Origin of the sequence: Methylibium sp. Pch-M (genome assembly GCF_004136295.1) — a bacterium.
In the GTDB taxonomy this organism is placed as follows: Bacteria; Pseudomonadota; Gammaproteobacteria; order Burkholderiales; family Burkholderiaceae_C; genus Methylibium; species Methylibium petroleiphilum.
On sequence record NZ_CP029606.1, the window covers coordinates 3,293,076 to 3,311,084 of the forward strand.

General features: G+C 68.8%; 19 protein-coding genes and 1 tRNA gene. 4 read left to right on the plus strand and 16 right to left on the minus strand.

The genetic code is table 11. From position 1 onward, the window contains the following. The first annotated feature begins 142 nt into the window (after positions 1-142). Both C1M51_RS15860 and C1M51_RS15865 read left to right on the plus strand, forming a co-directional pair. Complete coding sequence (locus tag C1M51_RS15860) at positions 143-475, plus strand: c-type cytochrome (RefSeq protein ID WP_129451307.1); 333 nt, start codon at positions 143-145, stop codon at positions 473-475. Between the two features lie 10 nt (positions 476-485). After that, positions 486-1,766 carry an NAD(P)/FAD-dependent oxidoreductase gene (locus tag C1M51_RS15865; RefSeq protein WP_129451309.1) on the plus strand — a complete coding sequence of 427 codons (1,281 nt, stop codon included), beginning with the start codon at positions 486-488 and terminating at the stop codon, positions 1,764-1,766. Here C1M51_RS15865 and C1M51_RS15870 read toward each other — a convergent pair. From C1M51_RS15870 to C1M51_RS15915, 10 genes are all read right to left on the minus strand, one after another. Beyond that, on the minus strand, positions 1,763-2,269 hold the full coding sequence (locus C1M51_RS15870; RefSeq protein WP_129451310.1) for a heme-binding protein: 507 nt from the start codon (positions 2,267-2,269) through the stop codon (positions 1,763-1,765). The genes C1M51_RS15865 and C1M51_RS15870 overlap by 4 nt on opposite strands. 16 nt (positions 2,270-2,285) lie before the next feature. Then, entirely contained in the window at positions 2,286-2,699 is a 414-nt protein-coding gene (locus C1M51_RS15875; protein WP_129451312.1) for a DsrE family protein, read from the minus strand. Between the two features lie 30 nt (positions 2,700-2,729). Beyond that, a complete protein-coding gene (gene soxB / locus C1M51_RS15880; protein WP_129451314.1) occupies positions 2,730-4,457 on the minus strand; it encodes a thiosulfohydrolase SoxB in 1,728 nt (575 codons plus the stop codon). Positions 4,458-4,540: 83 nt separating this feature from the next. Continuing rightward, the gene (gene soxX, locus C1M51_RS15885; protein WP_129451316.1) at positions 4,541-5,179 is read right to left on the minus strand and encodes a sulfur oxidation c-type cytochrome SoxX; all 639 of its coding nucleotides are present in this window, start codon (positions 5,177-5,179) and stop codon (positions 4,541-4,543) included. Between the two features lie 12 nt (positions 5,180-5,191). Further along, complete coding sequence (gene soxA / locus C1M51_RS15890; protein WP_129451318.1) at positions 5,192-6,001, minus strand: sulfur oxidation c-type cytochrome SoxA; 810 nt, start codon at positions 5,999-6,001, stop codon at positions 5,192-5,194. 79 nt (positions 6,002-6,080) lie between these two features. Continuing rightward, positions 6,081-6,392, minus strand: coding sequence for a thiosulfate oxidation carrier complex protein SoxZ (soxZ, locus tag C1M51_RS15895; RefSeq protein WP_011830023.1), 312 nt, complete (start codon positions 6,390-6,392; stop codon positions 6,081-6,083). Positions 6,393-6,432: 40 nt separating this feature from the next. Then, complete coding sequence (gene soxY / locus C1M51_RS15900; protein ID WP_129451320.1) at positions 6,433-6,900, minus strand: thiosulfate oxidation carrier protein SoxY; 468 nt, start codon at positions 6,898-6,900, stop codon at positions 6,433-6,435. A 74-nt stretch (positions 6,901-6,974) separates the two neighbouring features. Further along, on the minus strand, positions 6,975-8,042 hold the full coding sequence (locus tag C1M51_RS15905) for a c-type cytochrome (protein ID WP_129451322.1): 1,068 nt from the start codon (positions 8,040-8,042) through the stop codon (positions 6,975-6,977). Beyond that, positions 8,026-9,399, minus strand: a complete 1,374-nt coding sequence (soxC, locus tag C1M51_RS15910) for a sulfite dehydrogenase (RefSeq protein ID WP_129451324.1) — start codon at positions 9,397-9,399, stop codon at positions 8,026-8,028. The genes C1M51_RS15905 and soxC overlap by 17 nt, the downstream gene beginning before the upstream one ends. Positions 9,400-9,438: 39 nt before the next feature. Next, positions 9,439-9,765 (minus strand): metalloregulator ArsR/SmtB family transcription factor, encoded by a 327-nt coding sequence (locus C1M51_RS15915; RefSeq protein ID WP_129451326.1) that lies wholly within the window; start codon positions 9,763-9,765, stop codon positions 9,439-9,441. 177 nt (positions 9,766-9,942) lie between these two features. On the opposite strand from C1M51_RS15915, the gene C1M51_RS15920 reads away from it, so the two are divergent. Both C1M51_RS15920 and C1M51_RS15925 read left to right on the plus strand, forming a co-directional pair. After that, positions 9,943-11,064 (plus strand): YeeE/YedE family protein, encoded by a 1,122-nt coding sequence (locus C1M51_RS15920; RefSeq protein WP_129451328.1) that lies wholly within the window; start codon positions 9,943-9,945, stop codon positions 11,062-11,064. 111 nt (positions 11,065-11,175) lie between these two features. Further along, the gene (locus C1M51_RS15925) at positions 11,176-11,862 is read left to right on the plus strand and encodes a class I SAM-dependent methyltransferase (RefSeq protein ID WP_129451329.1); all 687 of its coding nucleotides are present in this window, start codon (positions 11,176-11,178) and stop codon (positions 11,860-11,862) included. Between the two features lie 171 nt (positions 11,863-12,033). On the opposite strand, the gene C1M51_RS15930 is transcribed toward C1M51_RS15925, so the two are convergent. The 6 genes from C1M51_RS15930 to cysS all read right to left on the minus strand — a co-directional run bounded on the left by C1M51_RS15930 (position 12,034) and on the right by cysS (position 17,932). Next, positions 12,034-12,127 (minus strand) — tRNA-Ser (locus C1M51_RS15930). A gap of 13 nt (positions 12,128-12,140) precedes the next feature. Then, the gene (locus C1M51_RS15935; protein ID WP_129451331.1) at positions 12,141-13,421 is read right to left on the minus strand and encodes an aspartate kinase; all 1,281 of its coding nucleotides are present in this window, start codon (positions 13,419-13,421) and stop codon (positions 12,141-12,143) included. A gap of 101 nt (positions 13,422-13,522) precedes the next feature. Continuing rightward, entirely contained in the window at positions 13,523-14,881 is a 1,359-nt protein-coding gene (tilS, locus tag C1M51_RS15940) for a tRNA lysidine(34) synthetase TilS (RefSeq protein ID WP_129451333.1), read from the minus strand. Then, a complete protein-coding gene (locus C1M51_RS15945) occupies positions 14,832-15,803 on the minus strand; it encodes an acetyl-CoA carboxylase carboxyltransferase subunit alpha (RefSeq protein WP_011830042.1) in 972 nt (323 codons plus the stop codon). Before C1M51_RS15945 ends, tilS begins: the two co-directional genes overlap by 50 nt. Before the next feature lie 57 nt (positions 15,804-15,860). After that, the gene (locus C1M51_RS15950; RefSeq protein ID WP_129451335.1) at positions 15,861-16,514 is read right to left on the minus strand and encodes a DNA-3-methyladenine glycosylase; all 654 of its coding nucleotides are present in this window, start codon (positions 16,512-16,514) and stop codon (positions 15,861-15,863) included. A gap of 32 nt (positions 16,515-16,546) precedes the next feature. Then, on the minus strand, positions 16,547-17,932 hold the full coding sequence (cysS, locus tag C1M51_RS15955) for a cysteine--tRNA ligase (protein ID WP_129451337.1): 1,386 nt from the start codon (positions 17,930-17,932) through the stop codon (positions 16,547-16,549). Positions 17,933-18,009: the final 77 nt, after the last annotated feature.

Consider the following 18,009-nt stretch of genomic DNA (forward strand, 5'->3'; position numbering starts at 1 on the left):
CAGTCGCCACAAGCAACCGTAAATTAGCATTGACGAATATTAAGAGCTGCCAGCCCGTACCGCCAGCGACGACGCTCATCGTTTCTACCGGGGTGAGCACCGTGCGTCGAAGCGTCTTCCACCACAGACACCAGGAGCCTGCATGCCAAGAATCCTCCCGCCCCTGCCGGCACTGCGCGTGTGCCTCGCCGTGGGGCTCGCCGTCGCCGGCAGCGCCCAGGCGCAGAGTGCATCGCAGGCCCTCCACCTGAAGGCGCTCGCGGCCACCTGCGCAAACTGCCACGGCACCGACGGTCGCGCCGTCGACGGCGCCGGCAGCATCCCGTTGCGCGGGCTGGGCAAGGACTACATCGTGGCCCAGATGACCGCCTTCCGTGAAGGCAAGCGCGCGGCCACCGTGATGCACCAGCTCGCCAAGGGCTACACGCCCGAGCAGGTCGAGCAGCTTGCCGCGTACTTCGCGGCCCAGAACTGAAAGGCCTGCCATGAAGCGTCGTCAACTGATCCAGGCCGGCCTCGCCGGCGGCGGGCTGCTCGCCCTGGGGGGCTGCGCCACCCCGAGCCGCGGCGTACCCGGCAGCGCGAAGGTCGTCGTCATCGGCGGAGGTTACGGCGGTGCGACCGCAGCGAAGTACGTGCGCCTGCTGTCCGGTCAGCGCATCGACGTGGTCCTGATCGAACCCCAGGCCAGCTTCGTCTCCTGCCCGATCTCCAATCTCGTGGTGGGCGGCACGCAGACGCTGGGGGACCTGACCACGTCCTACGACGCGCTGGCCACACGCCACGGGGTGCGCATCGTGCGGGACACGGCTTCGAGGATCGATGCCCCGGCCCGGACCGTGACGCTCGCCTCCGGCGCCACGATCCGCTACGACAAGCTGGTGCTCTCCCCGGGCATCGAACTGATGTTCGACGGCGTCCAGGGACTGCGCGAGGCACAGGCCGGCGGCCAGATCCTGCAGGCCTGGAAGGCCGGGCCCGAGACCCTGGCGCTGCGCCGGCAGCTCGAAGCGCTGCCCGACGGCGGCGTGTACGCCATCGCGATCCCCGAGGCGCCTTTCCGCTGCCCCCCCGGGCCCTACGAGAGGGCCAGTGTGGTCGCGGCCTATTTCAAGCGCGCGAAGCCCCGCTCGAAGGTGCTGATCCTCGACGCCAACCAGGATGTCGTCTCCAAGGCCGCGCTCTTCAAGAAGGCCTGGGCCGAGCTTTATCCCGGCATGGTGGAGTACCGGCCGCAGCACAAGGCGGTGGGGGTCGATCCCCGGACCGGCACGATCAGGTTCGATGTGCAGGACGATGTGAAGGCCGACGTGCTCAATGTGCTGCCGCCGATGCGCGCCGGCGCGATCGCGGTGCAGACCGGCCTGGCCAATGCCAACGCACGCTGGTGCCAGGTGGACTACCAGACCTTCGAATCCACGGCGGCGAAGCACATCCACGTGCTGGGTGATTCGATCCAGGTCGCGCCGCTGATGCCCAAGAGCGGCCACATGGCCAACTCGCATGGCAAGGTGGCCGCCGCGGCGATCGTGGCGCAGCTGATGGACCTCGAGATCAATCCGCGTCCGATGCTGACCAACACCTGCTACAGCTTCGTCGACGAGAAGCACGTGATCCACGTCGCCAGCGTGCACGAGTACGTCGCGGCCGAGAAGACCTTCAAGACCGTGGCCGGTTCCGGCGGCGTCTCGGCCGCGCGCAACGAAGCCGAAGCCGGCTTCGCCATGGCCTGGGCGCGCAACATCTGGGCCGACACGCTGGGCTAGAACTCCAGCGCCTCGGCAATGGCCTGGATGCCGGCCTTCGCGCAGGCGTCGTCCGCAGCGCCGCCCGGCGCGCCGGACACGCCGATCGCACCGACGACCGAACCCGCCGATTCGATGACCTGGCCACCGCCGACCGCCATGACCCGCGGCGCGGCGCGGATGCCGCTCATTTCCTTGCCGGCCTGCGTTTCGGTCCCCAGCGTGGCCGTGGGGATGCGAAAGCTCGCGGCCGTCCAGGCCTTGCCGATGGCCAACTCGACGGTGTGCGCGCCCGCATGGCGATCGCGCAGGAACACCTGCGGCAGCCCGGCGCGGTCGACCACCGCCACGCCGACCTGGTAGCCCGCGTTTCGGCACTGCTCGAGCGCAGCGCGCGCCGCGGTCAGTGCAGTCTCGGGCGTCAGCGACCTGGTGATGAAGGTCCCTTCGGCAGTTTGCGCTTGAGCGGCGCCTGCCGACATCCACAGTGCGGCCAGCACCGCGAAACGTTCCGCCTTGCTCATCGGTGCGCCTCCCGCATCAGGGCTTGATGTACGCATAGCCCTGCAACTGCATCTTGGTGAGCCGGACGACGCCCGAGGGAGTGAACGTCGCCTCCTGGATGAACTGCTCCTTCTTCAGGTTGCGGTTCTTCAGCGTGATCTCGCAGATCTCGAACTTCACGCCGCGGCTGACCAGCGCCGAGACGGTGGCCGCGTACTCGCCGCCATTCGGGTCCTTGGCGCCCTCCATCAGGAAGTCGACGCCGTTCGCGTGAGTCACCACCGTGATCTGCGCGCTGGGGTCGGTGTCGAGATGGTTGCGGATGTTCCGCAGGGTGGCGAGCGCCTGGGTCTGGGCTTCGTTGACGTGGTACGCGACCTTGTCCTGTGCATGGGACGTCGCGGCCACGGTCAGCAGCAGTGCGGCCATGAGCCACCGTCGGATCTTCATGTGTGTCTCCCCGATGCGCCGACCTCGGCGTCAAGCCGCGCCGGCATTGCCGTCCACGCCGATCAGTCGAGGCGCATTGAGCCTGCGCGGCGTGACGCGGCCCTTCGCCTGGAGCCAGGATTCGACCACGTCCCACACCATCTTGTTGCCGGCGCTGCGGGCCTCTTCGGCGACGGGGGCCCAGCCCGCCACCCGGTAGCGCTTGTCCGCCTCGATCGGTCGGCCTGCGAGGCGCAGGTCCTGGATGCGCTTGCCCATCGATTCGCCGGGCGCGATCGCGTAGGCGAGCCCCCCCACGCGAACCATGTCACCGCCCTGCTGGTAGTAGGGGTCGGGGTTGAAGAGGTTGTCGGCGACATCCTCGAGGATGGTCTTGATCGTCTCGCCGGTCATCTCGGTCACGGTTGCATAGGAATAGGTGGTCGCCACCTGGTCCATCATGAGTTCGCGCGTGATCACGTCACCGGGCAGCAGGCTCGTGCCCCATCGAAAGCCCGGCGAGAAGGCGATCTCCGCGCCCTGCACCTCCATCAACGCATCGCACAGCAGCTGATCCCAGCTGCCGTTGAAGTTGCCGCGCCGGTAGAGCAGCCCATCGGTGACGGCCAGCTTCTCGGCGAGCTTGTCCTTGTACGGTGCGCGGACCCTGTCGATCAGCGACTGCATCTGCGGGTCGGCCGGCAACTGGTTCGAGAACACCGGCAGCAGCTTGTAGCGGTAGTCGGCGACCTTGCCGCCCTTCACGTCGAGATCGAGCACGCCGAGGAACTTGGTGTTCGAGCCGGCATTGGTCACCAGTGTCTTGCCCCCCGGGTTGGCAACAACCACCGGCACCGGAATGCCATCGTGCGTGTGGCCGCCGAGGATGGCGTCGATGCCGCGCACGCGGCCCGCCATCTTCAGATCGACGTCCATGCCGTTGTGCGACAGCACCACCACCACCTGCGCTCCGTCAGCCCGCGCCGCGTCGACGACCTTCTGCAGGTTGTCGTCCTGGATTCCGAAGCTCCAGTCCGCCACCATGTAGCGCGGGTTGGCGATGGGCGTGTAGGGAAAGGCCTGCCCCACGATCGCCAGCTTCACACCATTGACGTCGCGCAGCGTGTAGGGCTTGAACACCTCGTCGCCGAAATCGGTCGTCCTGACGTTCTGCGCCACGAAATCGATCCGGCCCTTGAAGTCCTCGTCGACGATCTGCTGCACACGCTTCTGGCCGTAGGTGAACTCCCAGTGCCCGGTCATCACGTCGACCCCCAGCAGCTTGCAGGCGTCCACCATGTCCTGGCCGTTCGTCCACAGCGACGTGGCCGAGCCCTGCCAGGTGTCGCCGCCATCGAGCAGCAGCGCGCCGGGGCGGCTGGCCTTCAGGCGCTTGACCAGCGTCGCCATGTGCGCGAAGCCGCCCACCTTGCCGTAGCGGCGCGCAGCCTTCTCGAAATCCAGAAAGGTGTAGGCATGCGCGAGCAACGTGCCGGGCCGCACCCCGACGGCCTCGAGCAGGTGCTCGCCGACCCGGTGCGGCAACTGGCCGCTCATCGCACCCACGCCGAGGTTGACGCTCGGCTCGCGGAAGTGGATGGGCAGCAGCTGCGCATGACAGTCGGTCATGTGCAGCAATGACACGTTGCCGAAACGCGGCACATCGTAGAGCCCGCGCTCGGCCGTGGCGGCATCGGCGTCGGCATACCGCCCCAGCCCCAGGCCCGCGGCCGACGCCGCGCCCAGCACCTGCAGGAACTCTCGCTTGGACAGGCTCATGATTCAGTGATTACTTATATGTTGCAGACGAAAAGGCCCGCCGTCTCGTGCATCGATCAGGCGGGCCAGGCAACCGCGGTCGGTCACTGGTTGACCGGCGACTTCGGGTCGAGCAGCAACGCCATCAGATGGCGGATCTGGGTCTCGTCCAGCACACCGGCATGGCCGAAGCGCGGCATGTTCGAGCAGGCCTCGTAGGCCTTGCTGTTCCACAGCTTGGCCCAGGTGTACTGCACGATCGCCGCGCTCTTGGGGTCGACGGGGTCGGTGACGCCGCGCAGCTTGCCGTACTGGTACAGGCTCGGGCCGATGGTGCCGAACGACAGCTCGGCCTTGCCGATCTGGTGGCAGTTGTAGCAACCGCCGCCGTTGACGCTGCCGGCCGCATCGGTCCAGGTGCCGCCCCGCCCGTTCTGGGCGATCTTCTCGCCCTCCTTCCAGTCTCCGAGGTACTGTCCGGAAGCCGGCCACTTGACCGAGGCGAGCGCGGCGTCCCGGATCTGCGCGGCCGCCCTGTCGTCGGGCGGGTGGTCGGACGAGCAGGCCTTCTGGCCCAGGTCCTGGTTCAGGCGATCGACCTTGGCGATGCCCTGGTCGCGGAACGAGGCCTTCATCATGGCCGCGGCCTGCGCATCGAGCTCCTGTGAAGCAGGCAGGGGTTGCAACGCGGCGCAGCCGGCGACGGCCAGCGCGGCTACGGCGAGAGTGATCTTGGCGTTCATGCAGTCCTCGCTTCAGCGCTTGATCGACGGCGCGATCGATTCGGCGCCCTTGGCATTGACGCCCATGAAGACACCGAGCGCGATCGTCACGTCGGAGGCAAAGCCCGGGAACGGGAAACGTTGCTGGCGGTAGCAGTCGTTCAGGCGGCGCTGCATGCTCCACAGCTCGCCGCTGGACACCCGGTAGGCAGGCCAGGCGGCGAAGCCCACGCCGTCGCCGGGATTGCGGGTCAGCACCGGCAGATCCTGCAGCCGGATCCGCTTGCCCGCCTCACCATGGCAGGAGGCGCAGGAGAAGTCCATCGGCCCGCCGCGGAAGAAGAAGGCTCGCTTGCCGAGTTCGTACATCACCTTCTCTTCGCGGTGCGTCTGCGGCAGGTTCATCCGCAGACCGCGCGAGGCTGCCGAGACATAGGCCGCGAGGGCTTCCATGTTGGCCTGCTCGCCGCGGCCGAACGGGGTCTTGGCGATCTCCGCCGCGTTGAGTCCCTGCAGCGTCTCCATGCAGGTCAGCAGCCGCGATTCGAGGTCCTGCACGCGCCCCGTGTCGGCGAACCAGCGCGGCAGTTCGACCCAGGCGCCCTGGACGACGCCGGGCCCCTTGCCGAGATCGCACTGATCGAGCGAGGCGTTCTTCGGGCCGCGCTTCTGCTTCCACAGGTTCTCGCCCTTGGCCTCGAACAGATCGGCCGGGTTGCCGTCCTCCAGCATCTTGCGGTACTCGGCGATGCCGTCGGCCGTGCTCTTGGCCTGCGACCACGCGGTGCCGGACACCACCAGCGCCGCTGCGCCGAGCAGCGCACGCTTGTTCCATGCCTTCATCGGTCTGTCTCCTCGTTCAGCGCCCTCGGCGCATCGTCTTGTGACCGGGACACCCGTCATTCCCGGCGCCACGCCGCGCTCAGGAAACGACCGCCTCGTCGGTGCGGGTGTCGCCCTTGTTGTCGACCCAGGTGATCGAGATCTTGTCGCCCGCCTTCGCGCCCTTGACGGTGAACTGCAGGAACGGGTTCTTGGAGACGGCCGGGCCCCACTGGGCCTTCATCACCGGCTTGCCATTGTGCTGGGCGCTGACGGTCTGGATGTGCCAGGCCGGGATCGCCTTGCCGGCCGCGTCCTTGCGCAAGCCGGTCTCCATCTCGTGCGCCATCAGCACGCGCACGGTTGCGTTGTTGCCGGCCACCTGGGCGCGGATCTTCATCGGGTCTGCCATGGGATGCTCCTCAAATCGTCGGGGGATCGCGCCGTCCGCTTCAGCCGCCGCAGCCGCCGAGCGTGACCTTCACTTCCTTCTGCGCGTACAGCACCCGGCCGTCGTTCATCATCGCGACCGCGAAGACATTCGACGACTGGCCCATCTTGACGCGGGTGCTGACCGAGGCCTCGACGGCGTCGGTGAGCTCGAACATCGAGGTCATGATGCTCGGGTTCTTCTCGACCAGCAGCAGCAGGTTCTTGACGCCAGGCAGCGCGGTGGCCGCACCGAGCGGTACGACGGCGCCGTTCTCGGCGATATCGGGCCCGGTGATGGTCACGTCCTTGCTCTCGGTCGGCGCGGACGCGCCCAACGTCTTCATCAGGTCGGCCATCGTCTTGCTCTCGAACGCGCCGGCGTTGTAGCCGGCGGCCTGCGCGCGCACGGTGGTCGGCAGCAGGCCGGCGCTCATCAGCAGCGTGGCCACCGCGGCGCCGTGCTGGAGCATCTCTCTGCGGGTGTTCATCATCGATCTCCTATTGTTCAGCCGATGCTAATAAATACGGGACGGCAGTTCGGTACGTGCCATCCCTTAGGGAATTACTTGGGGGCCCCGGCGGCGAGCCAGGCGGCGATCGTCCGGGCATCGGCCTCGGGCAGCGCCTGCGGCGGCATCGCCATGGCACCGCCCCACACGCCGCCGCCGCCGCTCCGGATCTTGCCGGCCAGGTAATCGACCCCGTCGGCGCGTCCCGCGTACTTCTGGGCAATCTGCCGGAAGGACGGGCCCAGGCCCTTGCTGTCGAGCGAATGGCACGCCGTGCAGGCGTTCGAACTGGTCAGCGCGAACGCGGCGTTGCCGGCGCCGTTGGCGACGGCGCGCGCCGGCACAGGCGCCGACTTCGCGGCGGCATCGGGCCGCGTCGTGTCGGCGCCGCGCTGCGCGCCGACGGTCCGGTTCTGGTCGGCAAGATTGCCATGCGCATCGCGCGCGAACTCGGGCAGCGAGGAGGCCAGCCGCGGTTCGCCGCCGCAGTTGCGCATGCAGCCGGAACCCTGCACGTCGGGCTTGCCGGTGCCGCCAAACTCGGGGCCGGGCCACAGCCCGTGCTGCGTGGTCAGGCCCTTGCGATTGGGCATCCGCTGCTGGACTTCGGCGGCATTGCGGTCCGAGAGCACGAAGTCGTCGGGCACCACGCCGCCGAGGTTCAGCAGGTAGGCCGTGACGGCGTAGACCTCCTCGGTCGCCAGCGACTTCGGGTTGTCCCAGGGCATGGCCCGGTTGATGTAGTCCCACAGCGTCGACAGGTGGGCCGCCTTCATCAACGTGGTGCGGCCGGGAAAGCTCGAGTCGGTCAGGCGCGCGACGCGGCCGGTCTCGACATCGGCCTGGGTGGTGCCGCCGACCAGCGGATTGAACACCTCGCCGGATTCGCCGAAGATGCCGTGGCAGGACGCGCACTTGCTCTCCCAGACCCCCTGGCCCCTGGCGACCGAACCCGAACCCTTGGGCAGTCCCTTGAAGTCCGGCCGCACGTCGATGTCCCAGGCGGCGATCTCCCCGGCCGTGGCGGGGCGCCCGATGCCGTCATAGACCGTCCCCTGCGCCAGCGAGGCGCCGCTGACCGTCAGTGCGGCGAGCACCGCGAGTTCACGCCAGCTGGACATTGCGCACCTCGCCGCTCTCTTCCACCAGCCAGGTCTGGATGGCGTTGTTGTGATAGATCGAGCGCGAGCCGCGCACCGCCCGCAGCTGCGAATAGTTCGACTGCACGTGGCCGGTCTCGTCGGTGGCGCGGCTCATCACCAGCGCCGGCTTGCCGTCCCAGGTCCAGTCGATGTTGAAGCGCGTCAGGCACTTGCTCATCGCCATGCCCTCGAGTCGCGCCTGGCGCCAGTTGCGCCCGCCGTCGACCGAGACATCGACCTTCTTCACCTTGCCCCGCCCCGACCACGCGAGGCCTGACACGTTGTAGTAGCCCTTGTCGAGCAGCACCTGGCCCCCCGAGGGCGTGGTGACCACGCTCTTGACCTCCTGGAGCGAGCTGTACTGCCGGTGCAGGCCACCGGGCAGGAGGTCGATGTAGTGGATCACCTCGTCCTTCGCGCCGTAGGGCTGGTCTCCGAGTTCGATGCGCCGCAGGTACTTGACCCAGCTCACGCCCTGGACGCCAGGCACCACCAGGCGCAGCGGGTAGCCGTTCTCCGGTCGCAGCATCTCGCCGTTCTGCCCATACGCCACCAGCACCTCGCCGCTGTCGATCAGCGAGCGGGGGATGGTGCGCGTCATCGACGATCCGTCGGCGCCTTCGGCCAGCACGAAGCGGCCGCGCTTCCAGTCGGCGCCGCACAGGTCGAGCAGGATCTTCAACGGCACGCCGGTGAACTCGCTGCACGAGATCATTCCGTGGCTGTACTGGCAGGTCGGCACCGCGACGTTGCCCCACTCCATGCCGGTGTTGGCGCCGCATTCGATGAAGTGGAACCGGCTCACCGATGGCAGCCGCATGATCTCGTCGAGCGTGAAGACCATCGGCTTGCGCAGCATCTTCTCGTCCGAGCCGTTGACCATCAGCCGGTGCTTGGACGGGTCGATGTCCCACCAGCCCTGGTGGTGGCGCTCGAAATGGAGGCCGCTCGGCGTGACGATGCCGAACAGGCTCTGCAGCGGCGCGAACGACACCGAGGCCTGCGCCGTCTGCGTGAGTCCCGGGCTGCGGCGACGCTGCACGTTGGCCTCGAACTTCGAGGGCCTGCCGTAGCCGTCGGTGGCGACCGGCTGGCCCAGACCTCGGCTGTGCGCCGGCAACGTGAGGATGTTCGGGTCGCCGTCGCCGGCCACCGGATTGGACTGCGAGGTCGCCAATGGCGTCGCCAAGCCGGCGGCCGCAGCGGCGAATGCACTGCGGATGAAGTCACGGCGCCCGGCCTTGGCCTCGGCGAACACGCGGCGAATGCCTTCGCGGTCCAGGAAATTCTCGGGTGCCTTGAGCAGGCGACCGGAGCCGTTCGGGTCTCGAATCACGTTGTCTCCTTGCGGATGCGGCAGGGCCTGCGTTGCGGATCAGTCCAGGCCATCCCGGATCGCGATGTCGGTGCAGACCTCGCGACAGATGGCCGACACGCCGGTGTGGCTGATGCGGTAGTGCACCTGGGCGCCGTCGCGACGCCTCGCGACGACGCCGGCGCGGTACAGCACCGACAGGTGCTGCGACATGTTGGATTGCGTCGCCCCGATGCGTTCCTGCAGCTGCCCCACATTGAGCTCGCCGCGACACAGCTCACCGACGATGCGCAGCCGCAGCGGCGACGACAGCAGGCCGAACAGCTCGGCCGCCCTCTCGAACACCTGCGCGGCATCGGCGGCATGGGACGGAAGATTCGTATGCATTTATTCGAATATCTGTAACAACAAATATATAGATCGACAGGACCGCTTCCATCCGGACTTACGCGGAGACCGGCCACGCGCCATGCCGCCCGGCCCGACAAGGCGGCGCGGACGCGCTGCGGTCACAATGTCCGCCCGTCGCCCTCCAGCGCTCCTCCCCGCTTCTGCCCCTTCGCCATGAACCTGCCCCTTGCCCCGGACACAGCGACCCACTTCGTGGTGTGGGGAGCCCTGCTCATCGGGCTGGTCCTCGGCGCGGCCGGACAGGCCTCACGCTTCTGCGTGCGCGGCGCGATCGCCGACTGGTTCCTCTACGGCGGGCGCTCGCGGATGATGGTATGGGTGCTGGTGGTTGTGGTGGCCGCCCTCGGTTCCCAGGCGGTCATCGGCCTCACGTCGTTTCAGCCCGAGCGCACGATCGCCTGGAGCGACCGCTTCCTCTGGTCGTCCTACCTGGCCGGCGGGCTGTTGTTCGGTTACGGCATGGTGCTCGCGGCCGGGTGTCCGCAACGCAGCCTGGTCAAGGCGGGAACCGGCAACCTGCGAGCCATCGTGACCTTGCTGGTTGCGGCGGTGAGCGCGCAGATGACGCTGCGCGGCGTGTTCGCCGAAGGTCGGGTACGAACCGTGGACGCCTGGGGCCTGCAGTTGTCCGGCCCACAGGATCTGGGCTCGCTGCTGGCCGCCTGGGTGCCCGCCTCGGCCGGCGCGCTGCGCACCGGCGTGCTGCTGCTGCTGGTGACCCTGGCCGCCGCGTGGCTGTGGCGGCGCCGGGCCGACCTGACGCTGCTGGACTGGAGTGCGGGCGTGATGATCGGGCTGCTGGTTCCCGCCGCTTGGCTGCTCACCGGGCTCATCGGTTTCCTGCCCGAGCACCCGGACACGCTGGAGCCCGCCTGGCAGGGAACGCAGTCGCGACGGCCCGAGGCGCTGACCTTCATCGCACCGATCGCGCACGGGCTGGACCTGCTCACCTACTGGACGGACAAGAACGCACGGCTGAGCTTCGGCGTCATGCTGACCGCGGGGGTCCTGCTCGGCAGCCACCTGTCGGCGCGCGCGCGCGGCGAGTTCCGGCTGGAGTCCTTCAGCAACGCCGCCGAGTTGCGGGACCACCTGCTGGGCGGCGTGCTGATGGGCGTCGGCGGGGTGACCGCGATGGGCTGCTCCGTGGGGCAGGGCGTGACCGGGCTGGCCATGCTGTCGGCCGGCGCGGTGCTGGCCGTGACCGGGATCGCTGCCGGCACGCTGCTCGCCCTGCGGGCGCAGGTCCGACGGGCCGACGCGGCCGCCGGCTGATCGCCTCGCCCGGCGGCACCGGGAGCCGAAGCGCGACGCGCGAGATCCGGAAGCGACAAAGCCCCGTAGAACGGGGCCTTGCAGGGCATTCAGACATGGAGTCATCCAGTGATGCGTGATGCAACCCCATCGGCTTTCGACGATCCCGAAGCCGTCGCAAGGTACGCAGAGGGTCCACGACGCAATGTGCCCGGCTACAGCAGCCTCGTGCCGATGACCCGCATCCTGCTGGCCGAGCGCATGCCTCGGGAGGGGCGGGTGCTGGTCGTGGGCGCCGGAGGAGGCCTGGAACTGGAGGACTTCGCGCGGGCCCACCCCGGTTGGCAATTCGACGGCGTGGATCCGAGCGCGCCAATGCTCGATCTCGCGGCACGCCGCCTGGGACCGCTGTCGTCACGCGTGAACTTGCACGAGGGGTACGTGCAGGATGCACCGGAAGGACCGTTCGATGCGGCGACCTGCCTGCTCACCTTCCACTTCGTGCGACGAGACGAGCGTACGCCGATGGCTGCTGCGATCCACCGCCGCCTGAAGCCCGGCGCACCATTCATCTCTGCGCATCTCAGCATCGAGGAGGACGAAGGGACGCGCGCCGTCTGGATGTCTCGATATGCAGCCTTCCTCACCGCCTCGGGAGTCGAGCCAGGACGAGCAAATGCGGCGAGGGAGAAGATCGAGCAAGAGTTGCCGATCCTGACGCCGGCGCAGGACGAAGCCGTCCTTCGCGAGGCAGGTTTTGGCGAGGTACACCTCTTCTACGTGGGGTTCGCGTTCCGGGGCTGGGTTGCCTACGCGTAATTCCGAGCCATCGGATCCAGAGGCTCCATGCCGGGACGGCGGCCGGTTTCAAGGAAACCTTGTTCGATCGGATTCGGAGGTGGCGCCCTTCGCGCGCGCGATGTCAAAACACGGCGCCAGACGCTCAGAAACGACAAAGCTCCGTGGAACGGAGCTTTGCGGAGACTGGCTTGGCGGAGTCGGAGGGATTCGAACCCTCGATGCAAGTTTTAGCTCACATACTCCCTTAGCAGGGGAGCACCTTCGGCCTCTCGGTCACGACTCCAGCACGGGGTGGATTATGCCGCAGGCGCGGCAGCCGGCGCGTCGAGGTCGAAGGCCTTGTGCAGCGCGCGCACCGCGAGCTCCATGTACTTCTCGTCGATCACGACGCTGGTCTTGATCTCGGAGGTGGAGATCATCTGGATGTTGATGCCCTCCTCCGACAGCACGCGGAACATGCGGCTGGCCACGCCCACGTGGCTGCGCATGCCGATGCCGACGATGCTGACCTTGCAGATCTTCGGGTCGCCCAGCACCTGGGCCGCGTTGATGACCGGCTGCACGGTGCCCTTCAGCAGTTCCATCGTGCGCGCGTAGTCGTTGCGGTGCACGGTGAAGGAGAAGTCGGTCTTGCCGTCGTGCGAGACGTTCTGGATGATCACGTCGATGTCGATGTTGGCCTCGGCCACCGGGCCGAGGATCTGGAACGCGATGCCCGGCTTGTCGGGTACGCCCATCACGGTGATCTTCGCCTCGTCACGGTTGAAGGCGATGCCCGACACGACAGCTTGTTCCATGTTCTCGTCTTCCTCAAAGGTGATCAGGGTGCCGGACTTCGCTTCCTCGTCGAGCGGGATGTCCCAGGGCGTGAAGCTCGACAGCACGCGCAGCGGCACGCGGTACTTGCCGGCGAACTCGACCGAGCGGATCTGCAGCACCTTGGAGCCCAGGCTGGCCATCTCCAGCATTTCCTCGAAGCTGATCGCCGACAGGCGCCGGGCCTCGGGCACGACGCGCGGGTCGGTGGTGTAGACGCCGTCCACGTCGGTGTAGATCAGGCACTCGGCGGCCTTCATCGCCGCCGCGACCGCCACCGCCGAGGTGTCCGAGCCGCCGCGGCCCAGCGTGGTGATGTGGCCGTCGCCGTCGATGCCCTGGAAGCCAGTGATGACCACCACCTTGCCGGCGGCCAGGTCGGCGCGCACACGCACGTCGTCGATGCTCTCGATGCGCGCCTTGGTGTAGGCGCTGTCGGTGCGGACCGGCACCTGCCAGCCGGTGTAGCTGACGGACTCCAGGCCCTCGGCCTGCAGCGCGATGGCCAGCAGGCCGACCGAGACCTGCTCGCCGGTGGCGGCGATCATGTCGAGCTCGCGCGCCAGCTGTGGCGTGTGCGATGCGGGCGACAGCTCCTTCGCGAGGCCGAGCAGCCGATTGGTCTCGCCGCTCATCGCGGAGGGCACGACCACCATCTGGTGGCCGGCGCGCGCCCATTTGGCGACGCGCTTGGCGACATTGCGGATGCGCTCGGTCGAGCCCATCGACGTGCCGCCGTACTTGTGAACGATCAGTGCCATGAGAAAAGCCGCGGCGGGAAAGTCGGTTGGGCGGGGTGCCCGGCGCCGCGAGCCCGACATTTTAGCCGGCCGGCGCGGCGCCCCCGGCCGCGCCGGACCGCTCAGCCCGGCGGCAGCGGTTCCCAGCGCAACGCCAGCTGCGGCTCGCCGGGTGCGGCCAGCGCCCGGGCGTCGACCCCCAGGCCGGGCACGAACAGCAGTCGTCCATCGCCGCCGTACAGCAGCGGGCCGCCGCGCGCCCAGGCCGGCACGGCGGCGGCCTGGTACTGCTTCTTGAGGCTGCGCGCGGGGCGGCCGGCTTCTCCCTGGAACTGCTCGCCGCCAGCGCGCGGCTGCAAGCTCAGCACCGCCAGCTGCGCCACCGGCACGCCGCCGGCGCGCACCCGCTCGGCCACCAGCACGCCGCCCCAGCCAGGCAGGCGGTAGCGCCCACCGCGGCGCAGCGCGAGCGTGGTCTCGCGGACCGCCGGGGGCTCTCGCGTCGCGTCCGGCGTGGGCACGAAGCGCAGTTCGCCACGGTAACGGCGCAGTTCGCCGCCCTTCAGGGGCCAGCGGGCCGGCGCGCCGGCGGGCAGTTCGGCCATCAGCCGCTCCAGATCGGCGGCTGTCGGCGCCGTGACGCCGGCCCCCTGCAGCCACCGCCGCAGCGCGTGCACCGCGCGGTGCGGCGCCAGCTGCCGCCAGGCTGTGAGCGGGAGCACGTCGTTGGTCGCGGCGCAGGCCGCCAGGTCCAGAGCCGCCAGGTCGGTCACACAGGCGGCGGCCTGCTGGGCCCAGCGGGCGGCATCGGCGAGCGTGCCCTCAGCCTGCGGAAACGCCGCCTGCAGGGCCGGCCAGACCTGCAGCCGCAGGCGGTTGCGCGCGAAGCGCGGGTCGTCGTTGCTGTCGTCGTCGATATAGCTCAGCCGGTGCCGGCGCACATAGGCCTCGACCGCCTCGCGCGGACGGGCCAGCCAGGGGCGCGCCCAGGTGATGCCGTCGCGTTCGATCGAGGCCGGCATGCCGGCCAGCCCGGCCACGCCGGCGCCGCGCAGCGCCTGCAGCAGCAGGGTCTCGGCCTGGTCGCGCCGGTGGTGGGCCAGCAGCACCAGCGCCACGCCCTGCTCGACGGCCAGTGTGCGCAGCGCCGCATAGCGGGCGGTGCGCGCCACGGCCTCCAGGCTGTCTCCGGGCCGGCAGGCGAGTTGCACGCGCACCGCGCGGAAGCTGACGGGCAAGCCGCGCCGCGCCCAGCGCCGGCACTGCGCCTCGCAGTGCGCGAGCCAGGCGTCGGCATGGGCGCTCAGGCCGTGGTGCACGTGCAGCGCATGGACGACGAGGCCCGTTTCTCGGGCGGCGACCAGCGTGGCGTGCAGCAGCGCGGTGGAGTCGCGCCCGCCGCTGTAGGCGACGGCCAGGCCGCGGGGCGGCTCAGCGCTCCTTGGTGTCGTTGTAGCGGCCGTAGCTCTTGAGCCGCTCATAGCGCTGGTTCAGCAGCTCGCGGGGCTTGAGGTCGGCGACCTGGCGCAGCGCGTCGTTGAGCGCGCGCTTGAGGTAGACCGCCATCTGCGCCGGATCGCGGTGGGCACCGCCGACCGGCTCGTTGACGATCTTGTCGACCAGGCCCAGTGCCTTGAGCCGGTGCGCGGTGATGCCCATCGCCTCGGCGGCGTCGGCCGCGCGCTCGGCGGTCTTCCAGAGGATGGAGGCGCAGCCTTCCGGCGAGATCACCGAATAGACCGAGTACTGCAGCATCAGCACCTGGTCGCCCACGCCGATGGCGAGCGCGCCGCCGGAGCCGCCCTCACCGATGATGGTGGTGATGATCGGCACCTCGAGCTGGGCCATCGCGAAGATGTTGTGGCCGATGGCCTCGGACTGGCCACGCTCCTCCGCGCCGATGCCGGGGTAGGCGCCCGGCGTGTCGACGAAGGTGAACACCGGCAGGCCGAACTTCTGCGCCAGCGTCATCAGGCGCAGCGCCTTGCGGTAGCCCTCGGGCCGGCTCATGCCGAAGTTGCGCAGCGCGCGCTCCTTGGTGTCACGCCCCTTCTGGTGGCCGAGCACCATGCAGGCCTGGCCGTTGAAGCGCGCCAGACCGCCGACGATGCTCTGGTCGTCGGCAAACGCGCGGTCGCCGTGCAGTTCCTGGAAGTCGGTGAACACATGGTTCACGTAGTCCAGCGTGTAGGGCCGCTGCGGATGGCGCGCGATCTGCGTCACCTGCCAGGGCGTCAGGCTCGAGTAGATGTCCTTGGTGAGCTGCAGGCTCTTCTTGGACAGGCGGTCGATCTCCTCGGAGATGTCGACCGCCGACTCGCTCTGCACGTAGCGCAGCTCGTCGATCTTGGTTTCGAGGTCGGCGATCGGCTGCTCGAACTCGAGAAAATGTTTCTTGCTCATCCCAAACGATCCTTTCTCGGGAAAGGTGGGTGCATTGTCGCGGAATTCGCGGCCGCGTCAGTACGCCACGCGCGGGTCCAGGCTGCGCCACAGGTACCAGGTGGCCACCGATCGGTACGGCGCCCAGGCGTCGCCCACTTCACGCGCCTCGTTGCGCGACACCGGCTCGCCGCTGAAGTAGTGCTGGCTGATGCCCTTGAGCAGGCCGAGGTCGTCGAGCGGCAGCACGTTGGGACGCATCAGGTGGAAGATCAGGAACATCTCGGCTGTCCAGCGGCCGATGCCGCGGATGGCGACGAGTTCGTCGATGATGGACTCGTCATCCATCGAGGTCCAGTTGCGCACGTGCACCGTGCCGCCGTCGAAGTGCCCGGCCAGGTCGCGCAGGTACTCGATCTTGCGCGCCGACAGGCCGGCCCCGCGCAGCGCGGCACTGTCGGCCGCGAGCACTCCCGCCGGCCGCACGTGCACCGCGGAGCCGCCCTCGAACAGCGCGGCGAAGCGCTCCCACACCGCCTGCGCGGCGGGCACCGAGATCTGCTGGCCGACGATGGAACGTGCCAGCGTGGTGAAGGCATCGCCGCGGCTTTCGAGCCGGGCTTCGCCAAGCTTCGGGATCAGCTTGCGCATCACGCGATCGCGCTTGGCGAGGTGCTTGCACGCCTCGTCCCAGTAATCGGGCGTGACGAAACCGGGGCCGCGAGGCGACATGGTGCGCGAGGGCTCGTTGCTCGGGTGAAGGCTCAGGCCTTGACCCAGGTGGTTCCGGCGGGCGTGTCCTTCAGGACGATGCCCTGCGCCGCCAAGGCGTCGCGGATGCGGTCGGACTCGGCGAAGTCGCGTGCGGCCTTGGCCGCCGCCCGCGCCGCGATCTGGGCCTCGATGTGGCCGGTGTCGACGCCGCTGCCGCCCTGCAGGTACTGCGCGGCCTCCTGCTGCAGCAAGCCCAGCGTGCCGGCCAGTGAACGCAGCAGGCCGGCGCTCTGCGCCGAGCGGCTGCGGTTCACCTCGCCGGCCAGGTCGAACAGCACCGACACCGCGATCGGGGTGTTGAAGTCGTCGTCCATCGCCGCCTTGAAGCGCGCGGCATGCGGGTCGGCCCAGTCGATCTCGCCCGGTGCGACCGCCGCGCCCTGCAGCGCGGTGTAGAGCCGGCGCAGGCCGCTGCGGGCGTCGTCGAGCCCGGCATCGCTGAAGTTGAACGGGCTGCGGTAGTGCACCCGCAGCATGAAGAAGCGGATGGTCTCGCCGTCGTAGCGCTTGAGGATGTCGCGGATGGTGAAGAAGTTGCCCAACGACTTGGACATCTTCTCGTTGTCGACATTGAGGAAGCCGTTGTGCATCCACACGTTGACGAAGCTGCGGCCGCTGCCCAGGTGGAAGGCACCGTCGCTCTGCGCGATCTCGTTCTCGTGGTGCGGGAACTGCAGGTCCATGCCGCCGCCGTGGATGTCGAAGCGCTCGCCCAGCAGGGCGTGGCTCATCGCCGAGCACTCGATGTGCCAGCCCGGGCGACCCGGGCCGAACGGCGCGTCGTATTTCGCGTCGGCCGGCTCCTCGGGCTTGGCGGCCTTCCAGAGCACGAAGTCCAGCGGGTCGTCCTTGCCCTCGAGCACCGCCACGCGCTCGCCGGCGCGCAGCGCATCGATCGACTTGCCAGACAGGCGGCCGTAGCCGGGGAACTTGCGCACCGAGTAGTTCACGTCGCCGCCCGGCACACGGTAGGCGAGCCCGTTGCGTTCGAGCATCTCGATCAGGCCGACCATCGCCCCCACGTACTCGGTGGCGCGCGGCTCGTGCGTCGGCGGCTCGATGCCGAGCGCCCCGATGTCCTGGTGCATCGCGGCGGTCATCTCGTCGGTCAGCTGGCGGATCGGAATGCCACGCTCGAGCGCGCGCTTGATGATCTTGTCGTCGATGTCGGTGATGTTGCGCACGTAGGTGACGCGCAGGCCCGACACCCGCAGCCAGCGCTGCACCACGTCGAACGCCATCATCATGCGTGCGTGGCCCACGTGGCAGAGATCGTAGATCGTCATGCCGCACACGTACATGCGCACGTGGCCGGGTTCGATCGGCGAGAACGCCTCGGTCGAGCGAGTGAGGGTGTTGTGGATGCGCAGGCTCATCGGGACGGATCGATCGGGTCTGTCACGGGCAGGCCGCATGCCGACGATCGAAGCGCCGCAGTATAGCCATCACCCCC